Origin of the sequence: Enterobacter vonholyi, from assembly GCF_040834095.1 — a bacterium.
Taxonomy (GTDB): Bacteria; Pseudomonadota; Gammaproteobacteria; order Enterobacterales; family Enterobacteriaceae; genus Enterobacter; species Enterobacter vonholyi.
This window is the reverse complement of the sequence record NZ_CP162152.1, coordinates 2,409,042-2,423,762: the sequence shown is the minus strand read 5'-3', so window position 1 is coordinate 2,423,762 and position 14,721 is coordinate 2,409,042. Positions and strand designations below refer to the sequence as shown.

The 14,721-nt window shown below is 55.1% G+C and carries 13 protein-coding genes; 12 read left to right on the top strand and 1 reads right to left on the bottom strand.

The window, feature by feature from the left end; translation table 11 throughout:
- Positions 1 to 5 precede the first annotated feature (5 nt).
- The 10 genes from AB3N39_RS11440 to AB3N39_RS11395 all read left to right on the top strand — a co-directional run bounded on the left by AB3N39_RS11440 (position 6) and on the right by AB3N39_RS11395 (position 10,993).
- The gene (locus AB3N39_RS11440) at positions 6 to 1,298 is read left to right on the top strand and encodes an ABC transporter substrate-binding protein (RefSeq protein WP_367896740.1); all 1,293 of its coding nucleotides are present in this window, start codon (positions 6 to 8) and stop codon (positions 1,296 to 1,298) included.
- A 22-nt stretch (positions 1,299 to 1,320) separates the two neighbouring features.
- A complete protein-coding gene (locus AB3N39_RS11435) occupies positions 1,321 to 2,202 on the top strand; it encodes a carbohydrate ABC transporter permease (RefSeq protein ID WP_248174390.1) in 882 nt (293 codons plus the stop codon).
- The gene (locus AB3N39_RS11430) at positions 2,189 to 3,031 is read left to right on the top strand and encodes a carbohydrate ABC transporter permease (RefSeq protein ID WP_136194966.1); all 843 of its coding nucleotides are present in this window, start codon (positions 2,189 to 2,191) and stop codon (positions 3,029 to 3,031) included. The genes AB3N39_RS11435 and AB3N39_RS11430 overlap by 14 nt, the downstream gene beginning before the upstream one ends.
- 28 nt (positions 3,032 to 3,059) lie before the next feature.
- Entirely contained in the window at positions 3,060 to 4,112 is a 1,053-nt protein-coding gene (locus AB3N39_RS11425) for a zinc-binding alcohol dehydrogenase (RefSeq protein ID WP_115875353.1), read from the top strand.
- 17 nt (positions 4,113 to 4,129) lie between these two features.
- Positions 4,130 to 4,918, top strand: coding sequence for a sugar phosphate isomerase/epimerase (locus AB3N39_RS11420; protein ID WP_252093073.1), 789 nt, complete (start codon positions 4,130 to 4,132; stop codon positions 4,916 to 4,918).
- Between the two features lie 11 nt (positions 4,919 to 4,929).
- Positions 4,930 to 5,988 carry a Gfo/Idh/MocA family protein gene (locus tag AB3N39_RS11415; RefSeq protein WP_252093072.1) on the top strand — a complete coding sequence of 353 codons (1,059 nt, stop codon included), beginning with the start codon at positions 4,930 to 4,932 and terminating at the stop codon, positions 5,986 to 5,988.
- A complete protein-coding gene (locus AB3N39_RS11410; RefSeq protein WP_367896739.1) occupies positions 5,982 to 8,261 on the top strand; it encodes a glycoside hydrolase family 65 protein in 2,280 nt (759 codons plus the stop codon). Before AB3N39_RS11415 ends, AB3N39_RS11410 begins: the two co-directional genes overlap by 7 nt.
- Positions 8,251 to 8,916, top strand: a complete 666-nt coding sequence (gene pgmB, locus AB3N39_RS11405) for a beta-phosphoglucomutase (RefSeq protein ID WP_127731228.1) — start codon at positions 8,251 to 8,253, stop codon at positions 8,914 to 8,916. Before AB3N39_RS11410 ends, pgmB begins: the two co-directional genes overlap by 11 nt.
- 13 nt (positions 8,917 to 8,929) lie before the next feature.
- Positions 8,930 to 10,012: an ABC transporter ATP-binding protein gene (locus tag AB3N39_RS11400; protein WP_115875346.1), complete on the top strand. Its 1,083-nt coding sequence runs from the start codon at positions 8,930 to 8,932 to the stop codon at positions 10,010 to 10,012.
- A 66-nt stretch (positions 10,013 to 10,078) separates the two neighbouring features.
- Complete coding sequence (locus AB3N39_RS11395) at positions 10,079 to 10,993, top strand: OmpG family monomeric porin (protein ID WP_143345197.1); 915 nt, start codon at positions 10,079 to 10,081, stop codon at positions 10,991 to 10,993.
- A 34-nt stretch (positions 10,994 to 11,027) separates the two neighbouring features.
- Here the strand turns inward: AB3N39_RS11395 and AB3N39_RS11390 are convergent, their stop codons facing one another.
- Positions 11,028 to 12,038 (bottom strand): LacI family DNA-binding transcriptional regulator, encoded by a 1,011-nt coding sequence (locus AB3N39_RS11390; RefSeq protein WP_367896738.1) that lies wholly within the window; start codon positions 12,036 to 12,038, stop codon positions 11,028 to 11,030.
- Positions 12,039 to 12,193: 155 nt separating this feature from the next.
- Here AB3N39_RS11390 and AB3N39_RS11385 point away from each other — a divergent pair, with 155 nt between their 5' ends.
- Positions 12,194 to 13,591, top strand: coding sequence for a YcjX family protein (locus AB3N39_RS11385; RefSeq protein WP_367896737.1), 1,398 nt, complete (start codon positions 12,194 to 12,196; stop codon positions 13,589 to 13,591).
- Positions 13,588 to 14,640 (top strand): YcjF family protein, encoded by a 1,053-nt coding sequence (locus AB3N39_RS11380; RefSeq protein ID WP_136194958.1) that lies wholly within the window; start codon positions 13,588 to 13,590, stop codon positions 14,638 to 14,640. Before AB3N39_RS11385 ends, AB3N39_RS11380 begins: the two co-directional genes overlap by 4 nt.
- Positions 14,641 to 14,721 lie beyond the last annotated feature (81 nt).

Genomic DNA, 14,721 nt, shown 5'->3' with positions numbered 1-14,721 from the left:
TAAAAATGAAAATGCCCAGAATTGTGCTGATTTCAGCACTGGTTTCGTGCGCCTTGTTATCAGGGTGCAAGGACGACAAAAAGTCTGCTGTCACTATTGAGTTTATGCACTCGTCAGTCGAGCAGGAGCGTCAGGCGGTTATCACGAAGCTGATCGAAAAGTTCGAGAAAGAGAATCCTGGCATCACGGTAAAACAGGTACCGGTGGAAGAGGATGCCTACAATACCAAGGTGATTACGCTGGCGAGAACCGGCGCGCTGCCTGAAGTGATTGAGGTCAGCCATGACTACGCAAAAGTAATGGACAAGGAACAGCTGCTGGATCGCAAAGCTATCGGCGAAGCCATTAAAGCGGTGGGCGAAAACACTTTCTATGACGGCATCTTGCGTGTTGTTCGTACGGAAGACGGTTCAGCCTGGACGGGCGTGCCGGTCAGCGCCTGGCTTTCCGGCGTCTGGTATCACAAAGATGTGCTGGCCGCGGCGGGCATTCAGGAGCCACATAACTGGGAACAGCTACTGCAAGCCAGCCAGCGCCTTAACGACCCGGCTAAAAAGCATTACGGCATCGCGCTGCCGACAGCTGAAAGCGTGATGACCGAGCAGTCGTTCTCTCAGTTTGCGCTTTCCGGCGGCGCAAACGTGTTTGATGCCAAAGGGAACGTCGATATCGATACCCCGGAAATGGCAAAAGCCCTGGCGTTTTATAAAGCGCTGGCCGCGACCACCATGCCGGGTTCAAACGATGTCATGGAGATCAAAGACGCCTTCATGAACGGTTCAGCGCCTATGGCGGTTTACTCCACCTACATCCTGCCTGCCGTCTACAAGGACGGAAACCCCTCTAACCTGGGCTTCGTTGTCCCGACTGAAAAGTCATCGGCGGTGTACGGCATGATCACCTCCCTGACGATCACCACCGGACAAACTGAAGAGGAGACCGAAGCGGCCGAGAAGTTTGTGACCTGGATGGAACAGGCTCAAAACGCGACGGACTGGGTCATGATGTCGCCTGGCGCGGCACTGCCGGTGAACAAGCTAGTGGTGGGCACCGATGCCTGGAAAAACAACGACGTGATTAAAGCGTTTGGGCAACTGCCTTATGAACTGATTGCGCAGTTCCCGAACGTGCAGGTATTTGGCGCGGTTGGGGATAATAACTTCACCCGCATGGGCGATGTAACGGGCTCCGGCATTATCAGTTCCATGGTGCATAACGTCACGGTGGGGAAAAAAGATCTCAGCAACACGCTTAGTAACAGCCAGAAGCGTCTGACCGATCTGATTTCACAACGATAGGAGCGCTCTGCGGAAGGAAATTATGAAGACGTTGTTTTCTGGTCGTTCAGATATGCCTTTCGCCATGCTGCTGTTGGCCCCCAGCCTGATTTTGCTGGTGGGCCTGGTGGCCTGGCCAATGATTTCCAATATTGAAATCAGTTTCTTACGACTGCCGCTTAACCCGCGCATTAGCGCTGTGTTTGTCGGGCTGGATAATTACATTCGCATCCTCAGCGATGCCGCCTTCTGGCACTCGCTGTGGATGACGTTCTGGTACACCGCGCTAGTCGTGCTCGGCAGTACCGGGCTGGGGCTTGCCGTCGCCATCTTCTTTAACCGGGAGTTTCGTCTGCGGAAAACGGCACGTTCACTGGTGATTTTATCCTACGTCACCCCGTCCATTTCGCTGGTGTTTGCATGGAAATACATGTTCAACAACGGCTACGGCATCGTGAACTATCTGGGCGTTGACCTGCTGCATCTTTATGACCAGACGCCCCTGTGGTTCGACAATCCTGGCAGCAGTTTTGTACTGGTGGTGCTGTTCGCCATCTGGCGTTACTTCCCGTACGCGTTTATCTCATTCCTGGCGATTTTACAGACCATTGATAAATCCCTGTATGAAGCGGCGGAAATGGACGGCGCGAATGCCTGGCAGCGTTTTCGAATCGTTACGCTGCCCGCGATTATGCCGGTGCTGGCAACGGTGGTGACGCTCCGCACTATCTGGATGTTCTACATGTTTGCGGATGTCTACCTGTTGACTACTAAGGTCGATATTTTGGGCGTCTACCTCTACAAAACCGCATTCGCTTTCAATGACCTGGGTAAAGCTGCGGCGATCTCCGTCGTGCTGTTCGTGATCATCTTCGCGGTGATTCTGCTGACCAGAAAAAGGGTAAACCTCAATGGCAACAAATAAACGCGTACTGAGCCGTATTGGTTTTTATCTGGGGCTGGCGGTGTTTCTGGTTATCACGCTGTTCCCGTTCTTCGTGATGCTAATGACGTCGTTTAAGAGTGCGAAAGAGGCAATCTCGCTCCATCCGACCATTCTGCCCCAGGAGTGGACGCTGCAGCATTACATCGACATCTTTAACCCGCTGATCTTCCCGTTTGTGGATTACTTCAAAAACAGCATGGTGGTATCGCTGACCTCCTCGGTGATTGCCGTATTTCTCGGCACGCTGGGCGCTTATGCCTTGTCCAAACTGCGTTTTAAAGGACGCACGACGATCAATGCAAGCTTCTACACCGTCTATATGTTCTCCGGGATCTTGCTGGTGGTGCCGCTGTTCAAAATCATCACTGCCCTCGGGATCTACGACACCGAGCTGGCGCTGATCGTCACCATGGTGACCCAGACATTGCCGACAGCGGTGTTCATGCTGCGCAGCTATTTCGACACCATCCCGGACGAAATCGAAGAAGCCGCGATGATGGACGGCCTCAACCGCCTGCAAATCATCTTTCGCATCACCGTCCCGCTTGCGATCTCAGGGCTCGTATCGGTGTTTGTCTACTGCTTTATGGTGGCGTGGAACGACTACCTGTTTGCGTCAATTTTCCTGTCCAGCTCTGGCAATTTCACCTTGCCGGTCGGGCTGAATACGCTCTTTAGCACGCCAGATTATATCTGGGGTCGCATGATGGCGGCATCGCTGGTGACGGCGCTTCCGGTGGTCATCATGTACGCCCTGTCTGAACGGTTTATTAAAAGTGGTTTGACCGCCGGTGGCGTGAAGGGCTGAGGCGGCCAATATTAACAAGGAGTCAGTCATGAAAAAATTAGTTGCGACAGCGCCACGCGTGGCGGCGCTGGTGGAATATGAAGATCGTCCGGTTGCAGTCCATGAAGTAAAAATTCGCGCCCGTTTTGGCGCGCCGAAACACGGTACAGAAGTGGTGGATTTCCGCGCCGCCAGCCCGTTTATTGATGAAGAATTCAACGCAGAGTGGCAGATGTTCACGCCGCGTGAAGAGGGCGCAGCGCGCGGTATTGAGTTCGGTAAGTTCCAGCTGGGTAACATGGTTGTTGGCGACATTATTGAATGCGGTGCGGACGTGACGGATTACCAGATCGGCGATCTTGTCTGCTGCTACGGCCCGTTGCAGGAAACGGTCATCGTCAACGCGGTGAACAACTATAAGCTGCGTAAAATGCCGCAGGGCGCGTCCTGGAAGAACGCCGTCTGCTACGATCCGGCGCAGTTCGCCATGAGCGGCGTGCGTGATGCCAACGTCCGCGTGGGCGACTTTGTCGTCGTGGTCGGTCTGGGAGCAATCGGGCAGATTGCGATTCAGCTGGCTAAAAAAGCCGGTGCGTCAGTGGTTATCGGCGTTGATCCAATCGAACACCGCTGCGAGATCGCCCGTCGTCACGGCGCGGACCACTGCCTGAACCCAATCGGCACCGATGTCGGCCTGGAAATCAAAAAGCTGACCGGCAAGCAGGGCGCGGACGTGATCATCGAAACCAGTGGTTTTGCCGATGCGCTGCAGTCCGCGCTGCGCGGGCTCGCCTACGGCGGCACCATCTCCTACGTAGCCTTCGCGAAACCGTTCGCTGAAGGCTTTAACCTCGGCCGTGAAGCGCATTTCAATAATGCGAAGATTGTCTTCTCCCGCGCCTGCAGCGAACCAAACCCGGACTATCCGCGCTGGAGCCGCAAGCGTATCGAAGAGACCTGCTGGGAACTGCTGATGAACGGTTATCTCAATTGTGAAGATCTGATCGACCCGGTCGTGACCTTCACCACCAGCGCTGAAAGCTACATGAAATATGTGGACCAGCATCCGGAACTGAGCATCAAAATGGGCGTCACTTTTTAAGCTAAGGAGAGCAAATCATGAAAATCGCAACACAGAACCAGGGCTTTTTCCCGGTCAATATCATGGAGAAATTCGAGTACATCAAAGCGATGGGTTTTGATGGCTACGAAATTGACGGCAAGCTGCTGGTGGAAAACCTCGCCGAGGTGAAAGCGGCGATTAAGGCCACCGGCCTGCCGGTCACGACCGCCTGCGGCGGATACGATGGCTGGATTGGTGACTTTATCGAAGAGCGTCGTCTGAACGGTTTAGCCCAGATTGAACGCATTCTGGAAGCCCTGGCCGAAGTGGGCGGCAAGGGCATTATTGTGCCTGCAGCCTGGGGAATGTTTACCTTCCGTTTGCCGCCAATGACCTCTCCACGCAGCCTTGAAGGCGACCGCAAAGCGGTGAGTGCTTCGCTGCGCTGGCTGGATGAGGTGGCAGCGCGCACCGGAACCACCGTCTATCTGGAGCCGCTGAACCGCTATCAGGATCATATGATTAATACCCTGGCAGACGCGCGTCGATACATCGAAGAGAACGGCCTGAAGCATGTGCAGATCATCGGCGATTTCTATCATATGAACATCGAAGAAGACTCGCTGACGGATGCGCTGCATCGGAACCGCGATCTGCTTGGCCATGTGCACATCGCCGATAATCACCGCTACCAGCCGGGCAGCGGCAGCCTCGATTTTGCCAGCCTGTTCGATCAGCTGCGTGCGGATAACTATCAGGGTTACGTGGTATATGAGTGCCGTGTTCGCGCCGATGATCCGGCTCAGGCATACCGGGATTCGCTCACTTATCTGCGTAAATGCTAAGGATGACGAGCGTGATGAGTGCTTCTACACCTTCGCCTCTGCGCGTCGCCATCATTGGCGCCGGGCAGGTCGCGGATAAAGTGCACGCCTCGTATTACGCCACGCGCAGTGATGTTCAGATGGTGGCTGTCATGGACAGCCACCCTGAACAGGCTCGGGCGTTTGCGGAACGTCATGGTATTCCCTCGGCATGGAAGGATGCGCGAGAAATGCTCGAGGCGGTTAAGCCGGATGCGGTGAGCGTCTGTTCGCCTAACCGGTTTCATTTCGAGCACGTCATGGCAGCGCTGGAAGCAGGCTGCCATGTGATGTGTGAAAAACCGCCTGCTATGACGCCGCAGGAGGCCGATCGGATGCGCCTGGCTGCGCGCAAGGCAGGAAAAGTGCTGGCGTATGATTTTCACCATCGTTTTGCCCTGGATACTCAGCTGCTGCGCGATGCGGTAATGAACGGAACGCTCGGAGAAATTTACTTCACGTCAGCGCAGGCGCTGCGTCGCTGCGGTGTGCCAGGGTGGGGCGTTTTTACCAATAAATCGCTACAGGGCGGTGGTCCGCTGATTGATATCGGCATCCATATGCTTGATGCCGCAATGTATGTTCTGGGGTTCCCGGCGGTAAAACGGGTGACCGCGCATAGCTATCAGAGGCTGGGCAACCGTAAAAGCAGCGGTCAGTTTGGCGCATGGGATCCCACGCAGTTTACCGTGGAAGATGCTCTGTTTGGCACGATTGAATTTTGCAACGGCGGCATTCTGCGTCTGGACACGTCGTTTGCGCTCAATATCCGCGAGCAATCGATCATGAACGTCGCATTCTGTGGAGAAAAGGCGGGTGCCACGCTGTTCCCGGCGCACATCTACAACGACGAAGCTGGTGTTTTACACACTCTTACCCAGCGCGAAGAGGCTGACGACCAACGCCACCTGCGCAGTATGGATGCCTTCGTGCGCCATGTGCAGGGAGAGCCCGTCATGATCGCTGATGCGGAGCAGGGGCTGATTATCCAGCAGCTTGTCGCCGCGCTGTATGAATCAGCAGAAACAGGGGGAAGCGTGACGTTATGCTAAACGTGTCTGTATTAACCGACCCGGGCTTTTGTCCGCACAGTCTGAATAAATACGCCTCCATCATGGCCTGCGGTAATGGCTACATGGGGATCCGCGCTGCGCATGAAGAGGATTACACCCAGCAAACCCGAGGCATGTATCTTGCGGGTCTGTATCATCGTGCTGGTCGCAACGAGACCACTGAGCTGGTCAATTTGCCCGATATCACCGGTATTGAGGTTGAGCTGGACGGGGTAAATTTTACCCTTCTGTCGGGGGACATTCTCGAGTGGCAGCGCGAGCTGGCGTTTGCTAATGGCGAACTTCGTCGCAGCGTCATCTGGCGCTCGCCCGACGGGAAACGCTATCGTCTGGAGAGCCGTCGTTTTGTGTCGCTGGACCAGTTGCCCTTAGTGGCCATGCAGCTTTCCATAACGCCGCTCGATGCCGTCACGCACGCCGTGCTGCAAACCGGCATTGACGCAACGCAAACGAACAGCGGCAGACAGCAACTGGATGAAGCGTCGGTCAGAGTGTTCGATCAGGAATACATGCAGGGCGTGTATGAAACGCAGGACCGCGCGTCTGAGATTGCTGTTTCAGCGTATTGTCAGCTCTCAGCCAAGAGCGACAGCTGTTTCACCGCAAAAAATCGTCGTCTCAGCGCTCATCATTCGCTGACGATTGCGAAGGGTGACACTGTCACGCTTGAAAAAATCGTCTGGGTGGCACATCGCAGTGATAAGGCACTGTCGCAGGCCTCTTTCGCCCGCAACGCGCTGGCCGATCTCAAAGTCTGTGCGGCAAGAGGCTACGACGCCTTGCTTGAGAGTTCGGCGTGTGCCTGGCAAGAGGTCTGGCGTAACGCTCGGGTGGAGGTTGACTCTACGGAACATCAGGATCAGATGGCGCTGGATTACGCCGTCTGGCATTTGACGGCCATGACGCCCGCCCATGATGAGCGAAGCAGCATTGCCGCTAAGGGATTGACCGGCGGGGGGTATAAAGGACACGTCTTCTGGGATACCGAAATATTCCTGCTGCCTTTCCATCTTTTCACCCGTCCTCAGGTGGCCCGCAATCTTCTGCGCTATCGCTGGCTTAACCTGGCCGGGGCCCGGGAAAAAGCCCGCCGCAACGGCTGGCCGGGCGCACTTTTCCCGTGGGAGAGCGCCTCGAGCGGCAAAGAGGAAACGCCGGAGTTCGCGGCTATCAACATCCGAACCGGCATGCGCCAGAAGGTGGCCTCCGCGCTGGCTGAACACCACATCGTGGCGGATATTGCCTGGGCCGTCGTCGCTTACTGGCAGGCGACACACGATGATGCCTTTATGCGAAATGAAGGCCTGACGCTGCTGATGGAAACTGCTGCGTTCTGGATGGGCCGCGCCACGGAAATCAATGGTCGCCTCGAAATCCATGACGTCATCGGACCTGACGAATATACCGAGCATGTGAATAACAACGCGTATACCAACTATCTGGCCTGGCACAACGTCGCCTGCGCTCGCCGGTTTATGGCGATGTTTGGGCGTGAAGATGCGCGTTTTACGGAGAATGCCACGCGGTTCCTGACGCGCTTATGGCTGCCGGAGGCCAATTCAGACGGTGTGATCCCGCAGGATGATACCTTCATGGCGAAACCAGCCATTGATCTCAGCCGCTATAAAGCAAAAGCAGGGAAGCAGACCATTCTGCTCGATTACTCCCGCGCGGAAGTAAACGACATGCAGATCCTGAAGCAGGCTGATGTGGTAATGCTTACCTACCTCTTGCCGGAGCGGTTTACCCCACAGCAATGTGCCGCCAATCTGGCTTTCTACGAGCCCCGCACGATCCATGACTCTTCGCTGAGTAAGGCCATACACGGCATTGTGACCGCCCGCTGTGGTGACACCGAAGGTGCCTACGCCTTCTGGCGTGATGGCGTCGCTATTGACCTTGGGGACGATCCACACAGCTGCGATGACGGTATTCATGCCGCAGCGACCGGCGCTATCTGGTCCGGCGTCATTCAGGGATTTGCAGGTATGCAGATTGTGGAAGGGGAGCTACACCTTGCGCCCAGCCTGCCTGCCCACTGGCGAAGGCTTGCTTTCCCCCTGCGCTGGCGGAACGCAACGCTGCACTTCACCTATGAAAATGAGGTGTTAACCATTGAAACGACGACACCTGTCACTCTGACGCTGTGGGGCAAGACGCTACGCGTATCGGTGCGCAAGGTATGCGCTTATAAGGATTTTCTTGCACCTGTAAATGGGACCGCTACCACGGAGGGGCGCCATGACGCTTAAGGCTGTTGTATTCGATCTGGACGGTGTTATCACCGATACCGCACACCTCCATTTTCTGGCCTGGCGTGCAGTGGCTGACGAAATCGGCATCACCTTCGACGAAGTGTTTAATGAACAGCTGAAGGGAATTAGCCGCATGGATTCCCTTCAGCGCATCCTGAAGCATGGCGGGAAAGAGGGGATGTTTAGCGATGAGCAGTGCCTCGCGCTGGCGACGAAAAAAAACGCGCTTTATGTCCAGTCTCTGGCGTCGCTGACGGAAGATTCACTGCTTCCGGGTATTCGTGACGTGCTGACGGATATACGTAAAGCGAACGTCAAAACTGGACTCGCCTCCGTTTCCCTGAATGCCCCAGGGATCCTGCACGCGCTGGGCATTTATCAGGCCTTCGATTATTGCGCCGATGCTTCCCGTATTCGCCGCTCAAAGCCAGATCCGGAGATCTTCCTTGCAGCCTGTGCTGGCCTGAATGTGCGTCCTGAAGAGGCCATGGGCATCGAAGATGCACCTGCAGGCGTAGCGGCGATCAACGCGGCGGGCATGCTGTCGGTTGGGGTGGGTTCTGGCCTGAACCATGCGGGACTACAGCTTCATTCAACGCGGGAACTGACCTGGAAATGCCTTACCGAGTTTTGGGCATCCCGGACGTATTGATAAGGAATTAACAATGGCTCAACTGTCTCTGAAAAACATTCAGAAAATCTATGATAACCAGGTCCACGTGGTTAAGGATTTCAATCTCGAAATCGAAGACAAGGAGTTCATCGTCTTCGTCGGGCCTTCAGGCTGCGGTAAATCCACGACGCTGCGCATGATCGCCGGTCTGGAGGAGATCTCCGCTGGCGAACTGGTGATTGACGGCGTTTGTATGAACGATGTGCCCGCCAAGTCACGCGATATCGCCATGGTATTCCAGAACTATGCGCTTTATCCGCATATGACGGTCTACGACAACATGGCGTTCGGCCTGAAGATGCAAAAAATTGCGCCTGCGGTTATCGAAGAGCGCGTTAACTGGGCGGCACAGATCCTCGGATTACGTGAATACCTAAAGCGTAAACCCGGCGCGCTGTCCGGCGGCCAGCGCCAGCGCGTGGCGTTAGGCAGGGCGATCGTACGTGAGGCGGGCGTGTTCCTGATGGATGAACCGCTCTCAAACCTCGATGCCAAGCTTCGCGTGCAGATGCGGGCTGAAATTAGCAAGCTGCATCAGAAGCTTAACACCACCATGATTTACGTGACCCACGATCAGACGGAAGCCATGACGATGGCGACCCGCATCGTGATCTTAAAAGACGGCATTATTCAGCAGGTCGGTGCACCTAAGCAGGTTTACAACGAACCGGCAAACATGTTTGTCGCAGGGTTTATTGGATCGCCAGCCATGAACTTCATTCGCGGTGCTATCGACGACCGCTATTTCGTTACGGAAACGCTGCGTCTGGCGATCCCGGAAGACAAGCTCGCTTCACTGAATGCCGCAGGGTATCAGCGCAAAGCCGTGGTCTTTGGGATCCGCCCGGAAGATATTCTCACTCTGCAGAGCAGCGGTAAAAATATCGAGGCGAAAGTCAGCGTAGCCGAACTGACCGGCGCGGAGTTCATGCTCTACGCCACCGTTGGCGGTCATGAGCTGGTTGTTCGTGCTGGCGCTGCGAATGATTATGCCGCTGGGGATAATATCGGCATCCAGTTCGATATGAATAAGTGCCATTTCTTCGACGCTGAAACCGAAGCGGCTATTAGATAAGAAAGGTGTTCGCCGGAAATACCCATTTCCGGTTTTTTTGTTTGTTACTTATAAAGGGAATATTTGATGAGTACTCTACTAAAAAGTGCTGCGCTCGTGCTGTGCGCAGGGGTTAGCTGCGCACACGCAACAGAAAGCGCTAAAAAGTGGGAATTTAATATTGGCGCGATGTATGAAATAGAAAACGTCGAAGGCCAGGGGGAGGATAAAGACGGGTTATATGAACCTTCCGTGTGGTTTAATGCGACCTGGGATGCCTGGACTATTTCGCTGGCGATGTATCAGGAAGGGCCGGTTGATTATAGCAGCATGACCCGTGGCACCTATTTCGATCGTCCTGAATTTGAATTACGCTATCGCTTTATCGGAACAGATGATTTTACGTTCGGTCTGACCGGAGGCTTCCGTAATTACGGCTATCACTTTAAGGATGAACACGGCGCCAGAGACGGCAGCGCTAATATGCAGCGCTACAAAATTCAGCCTGACTGGGATATAAAATTAACCGACGACTGGCGTTTTGGCGGCTGGTTTGCCATGTATCAGTTTGCTAACGATCTGGAAAAAACCGGCTATTCAGACAGCCGCGTCGAAACCGAAACGGGCTTTACCTGGACCATTAACGACACCTTTGCTGCTAAAGTGAATTACTATTTAGAACGCGGGTTCAACATGGACGGTTCCCGTAATAACGGAGAATTCTCCACCCAGGAAATTCGTGCCTATCTGCCTATTTCGTTAGGCCAGACCACCTTAACGCCTTACACACGACTGGGGCTCGATCGCTGGTCGAACTGGGACTGGCGGGACGATCCCGAGCGTGAAGGACATAATTTCAACCGCCTGGGTATGCAGTACGCCTATGACTTCAATAACGGTTTATCCATGACGCTTGAATACGCCTATGAATGGGAAAATCATGACGAGGGTAAAAACGACCGCTTCCACTATGCGGGCGTTGGCGTAAATTACGCTTTCTGATCGTGTGTATTCCAGGGGCTAACTGCCCCTGGTTTTAGCGCAGCGAGGCCGCCAGTATAAAATGGGTATCAACCAGCACTTTTTGCGGGGCGGGATGACCTGCTATACGTCTGAAAAGAAGATCGCAGCTCTCTTCCCCCAGCTTTCGGGTGGGGATATCAAACCCGCCAGGTGCGGGCGTTAAAATGAGAGACAGCATCGGGTCACTGTATCCGGCTATCACCACCTGCTCTGGAATCATCAGATTCAACTCATCCGCCGCACGATAGAGGCTGAGTAACTTCATGCTGTCGGTAGCGAATACCGCATCGGGCGGCGTGGATGAAGACAACAGCTCCAGAGCCGCAGTAAGCGCACTCTCATGGGTATAACCGCCATCCCTGATCCAGTCCGGGTTGAGGGCAATATGGTGCTTTTCCAGACTGGCTTTATAGCCCGCAAGACGATCGATCGAAACATGATAATCAAGCGGGGCATGCAGACAGGCAATTTTACGGCGTCCGTTTTTAATAAAGGTTTCGGTCAGCGTGGCGCTGTCATGGAAATTATCCGTGTCGACGGAATAAATATTCTGAAACTCACCTTCGACTTTGCCGATAACTACTACCGGTACGCCATACGCATCCAGCGTGGTGAAAAAGGATTCATTTGCCGGTGAGCTCAGCATAATGATCCCTTTGATCATCTTCTGTTTTATTTTATTCACGCATTTCAGCAGATCGTCTTCGCTGCTTTTTGACGTTTGTAAAATAACGTCAAATCCTTCTTCTTCCGCTTTTGCCGTAATGGCATGCAGGACATCTGAGAAAAAAGGATTTCCGGCAGTGGTTTTGGTTGAACGGGTCGAAATAACCATAATGGCATCGAAGCCTGAAGAGGTCAGGGCGCGGGCCAGTTTGTTGGGCTGATAATTTAATTCGTCAATCGCCTTCAGCACTTTTTCACGCGCTTCGGGAGAAATATTCGTTTGTTTATTCAGAACGCGGGAAACGGTTGATTTCGATACGCCCGCAACCCGTGCGATATCATAGATGGTGGGTGACATACACCTTACTCACTCCGGACTGACAGCAATGCCGTTCATCTTACTGGAGAGAAAACGGCAATAGCAATAAATAAGAATTGATAATCAACGATCTGCCCCCATTTATTGTATTCTGAAGCCATGCATTCAAGGCTTCCAGGCAACGAAGGACGGCGATGAAGCGACTTAAAAACGAAATCAATTCACTGGTGAACCGTGGCGTTGACCGCCATGTGCGTCTGGCCGTGACGGGGCTTAGCCGCAGCGGTAAGACGGCGTTTATCACCGCGATGGTAAACCAGCTCCTGAACCTGCACGCCGGCGCGCGTCTGCCGCTGCTCAGCGCGGTGCGGGAAGAACGTCTGCTGGGCGTGAAGCGCGTCCCTCAGCGCGATTTTGGTATTCCTCGTTTTACTTATGACGAAGGGCTGGCGCAGCTGTATGGCGATCCGCCCGCGTGGCCGACCCCGACGCGAGGGGTCAGTGAAATTCGTCTTGCGCTGCGTTTTCGCTCGAATGAATCCCTGATGCGCCACTTCAAGGATACCTCCACGTTGTACCTTGAAATCGTCGATTATCCCGGCGAATGGCTGCTCGACCTGCCGATGCTGGCGCAGGATTACATCAGCTGGTCCCGCCAGATGACGGGCTTGTTGCAGGGGCAACGCGCAGGGTGGTCGGCCAAATGGCGACAGCTTTGCGAAGGACTGGACCCGCTTGCGCCAGCAGATGAAAACCGTCTTGCGGCCATTGCCGACGCCTGGACGGCGTATTTGCACCAGTGTAAACAGGAAGGATTGCACTTCATTCAGCCGGGTCGCTTTGTTCTGCCGGGTGATTTAGCGGGCGCACCTGCGCTTCAGTTCTTCCCCTGGCCGGATGTGGATGGGGTGGGTGAGTCGAAGCTGGCGCAGGCTGATAAGCACACGAACGCCGGGATGCTCCGCGAGCGTTACAATTACTACTGTGAAAAAGTGGTCAAGGGATTCTATAAAAACCACTTCTTGCGATTTGATCGTCAGATTGTGCTGGTGGATTGCCTGCAGCCTCTCAACAGCGGGCCGCAGGCCTTCAACGATATGCGCCTGGCGCTGACGCAGCTGATGCAAAGTTTTCACTACGGGCAGCGGACGCTGTTCCGTCGTCTTTTCTCACCGGTGATCGACAAACTGCTCTTTGCGGCCACGAAGGCCGATCACGTCACGGTCGACCAGCATGCCAATATGGTATCGCTGCTGCAGCAGCTGGTGCAGGACGCCTGGCAAAACGCCGCCTTCGAAGGGATCGGCATGGATTGCCTTGGGCTCGCGTCCGTGCAGGCGACACAAAGCGGGCTGATTGATCTTAACGGCGAGAAAATACCGGCATTACGCGGGAACCGGCTCAGCGACGGTGAACCGCTTACCGTCTATCCGGGCGAAGTGCCTGCGCGGCTGCCGGGTCAGGCCTTCTGGCAGAACCAGGGCTTCCAGTTTGAAGCCTTCCGCCCGCAGGCAATGAGTGTCGACAGGCCTTTACCACACATCCGTCTGGATGCGGCGCTGGAGTTTTTGATTGGAGATAAATTGCGATGACGGAACCGTTAAAACCGCGCATAGACTTTACCGGAACGCTTGAGCACGACCCTCAGGAGGCGTTCAAAACCGCGCAGACGTTCAGCGGCACGCAGGCCGATAACTTTTCCCCGGCCCTGACAGAGGAGCCCGCCGTTGAGGAAGGTCCGGCAGAGGCGGTTGTGGAAGCCGCTCTGCGTCCAAAACGAAGCCTGTGGCGCAGGATGGTCACCGCCGGTCTGGCGCTGTTTGGCGTAAGCGTGGTTGGGCAGGGCGTGCAGTGGACGATGAATGCCTGGCAAACTCAGGACTGGGTCGCGCTCGGCGGATGTGCCGCAGGCGCGCTGATTGTGGGGGCGGGCATCGGGTCGGTTACCACCGAGTGGCGTCGGCTCTGGCGTTTGCGCCAGCGCGCGCACGAGCGTGATGAAGCGCGGGATCTGCTCCACAGTCACGGCACCGGCAAAGGCCGTGCCTTCTGTGAAAAGCTGGCCAGCCAGGCCGGAATCGATCAGTCGCACCCGGCGCTTCAGCGCTGGTACGCCGCCATCCATGAGACCCAGAACGATCGGGAAGTGGTGACGCTCTACTCCCACATGGTTCAGCCGGTGCTGGATGCCCAGGCGCGGCGCGAGATTAGCCGTTCTGCGGCAGAATCCACCCTGATGATTGCCGTCAGCCCGCTGGCGCTGGTTGATATGGCCTTCATCGCCTGGCGTAATCTGCGCCTGATCAACCGTATCGCGAACCTTTACGGCATAGAGCTGGGTTACTACAGTCGGCTCAGGCTGTTTAAGCTGGTCCTGCTCAATATCGCGTTTGCCGGGGCGAGTGAGCTGGTGCGCGAAGTGGGAATGGACTGGATGTCGCAGGATCTGGCGGCGCGTCTTTCTGCTCGTGCCGCCCAGGGGATTGGCGCAGGATTATTGACGGCGCGTTTGGGGATTAAAGCGATGGAGGTCTGCCGTCCGCTACCCTGGATTGACGGCGATAAGCCGCGACTGGGGGATTTCAGGCGCGAGCTGATCGGCCAGCTCAAAGAGACGCTCAATAAAAAACCGGCTCCATGAGGTTTTGTTCACTAATCGTGCTGGCTGTCAATATTTGTTGACAGCCATCTTCCCGATCACCGTGTTCTGACATATCATTTT

Excerpts from the sequence above, each read along its gene's own strand:
- AB3N39_RS11440 (WP_367896740.1), top strand. The coding sequence starts at position 6 with ATGAAAATGCCCAGAATTGTGCTGATTTCAGCACTGGTTTCGTGCGCC.
- AB3N39_RS11430 (WP_136194966.1), top strand. The coding sequence starts at position 2,189 with ATGGCAACAAATAAACGCGTACTGAGCCGTATTGGTTTTTATCTGGGG.
- AB3N39_RS11400 (WP_115875346.1), top strand. The coding sequence starts at position 8,930 with ATGGCTCAACTGTCTCTGAAAAACATTCAGAAAATCTATGATAACCAG.
- AB3N39_RS11395 (WP_143345197.1), top strand. The coding sequence starts at position 10,079 with ATGAGTACTCTACTAAAAAGTGCTGCGCTCGTGCTGTGCGCAGGGGTT.
- AB3N39_RS11385 (WP_367896737.1), top strand. The coding sequence starts at position 12,194 with ATGAAGCGACTTAAAAACGAAATCAATTCACTGGTGAACCGTGGCGTT.
- AB3N39_RS11420 (WP_252093073.1), top strand. The coding sequence starts at position 4,130 with ATGAAAATCGCAACACAGAACCAGGGCTTTTTCCCGGTCAATATCATG.
- AB3N39_RS11435 (WP_248174390.1), top strand. The coding sequence starts at position 1,321 with ATGAAGACGTTGTTTTCTGGTCGTTCAGATATGCCTTTCGCCATGCTG.
- pgmB (WP_127731228.1), top strand. The coding sequence starts at position 8,251 with ATGACGCTTAAGGCTGTTGTATTCGATCTGGACGGTGTTATCACCGAT.
- AB3N39_RS11410 (WP_367896739.1), top strand. The coding sequence starts at position 5,982 with ATGCTAAACGTGTCTGTATTAACCGACCCGGGCTTTTGTCCGCACAGT.
- AB3N39_RS11380 (WP_136194958.1), top strand. The coding sequence starts at position 13,588 with ATGACGGAACCGTTAAAACCGCGCATAGACTTTACCGGAACGCTTGAG.
- AB3N39_RS11390 (WP_367896738.1), bottom strand. The coding sequence starts at position 12,038 with ATGTCACCCACCATCTATGATATCGCACGGGTTGCGGGCGTATCGAAA.
- AB3N39_RS11425 (WP_115875353.1), top strand. The coding sequence starts at position 3,060 with ATGAAAAAATTAGTTGCGACAGCGCCACGCGTGGCGGCGCTGGTGGAA.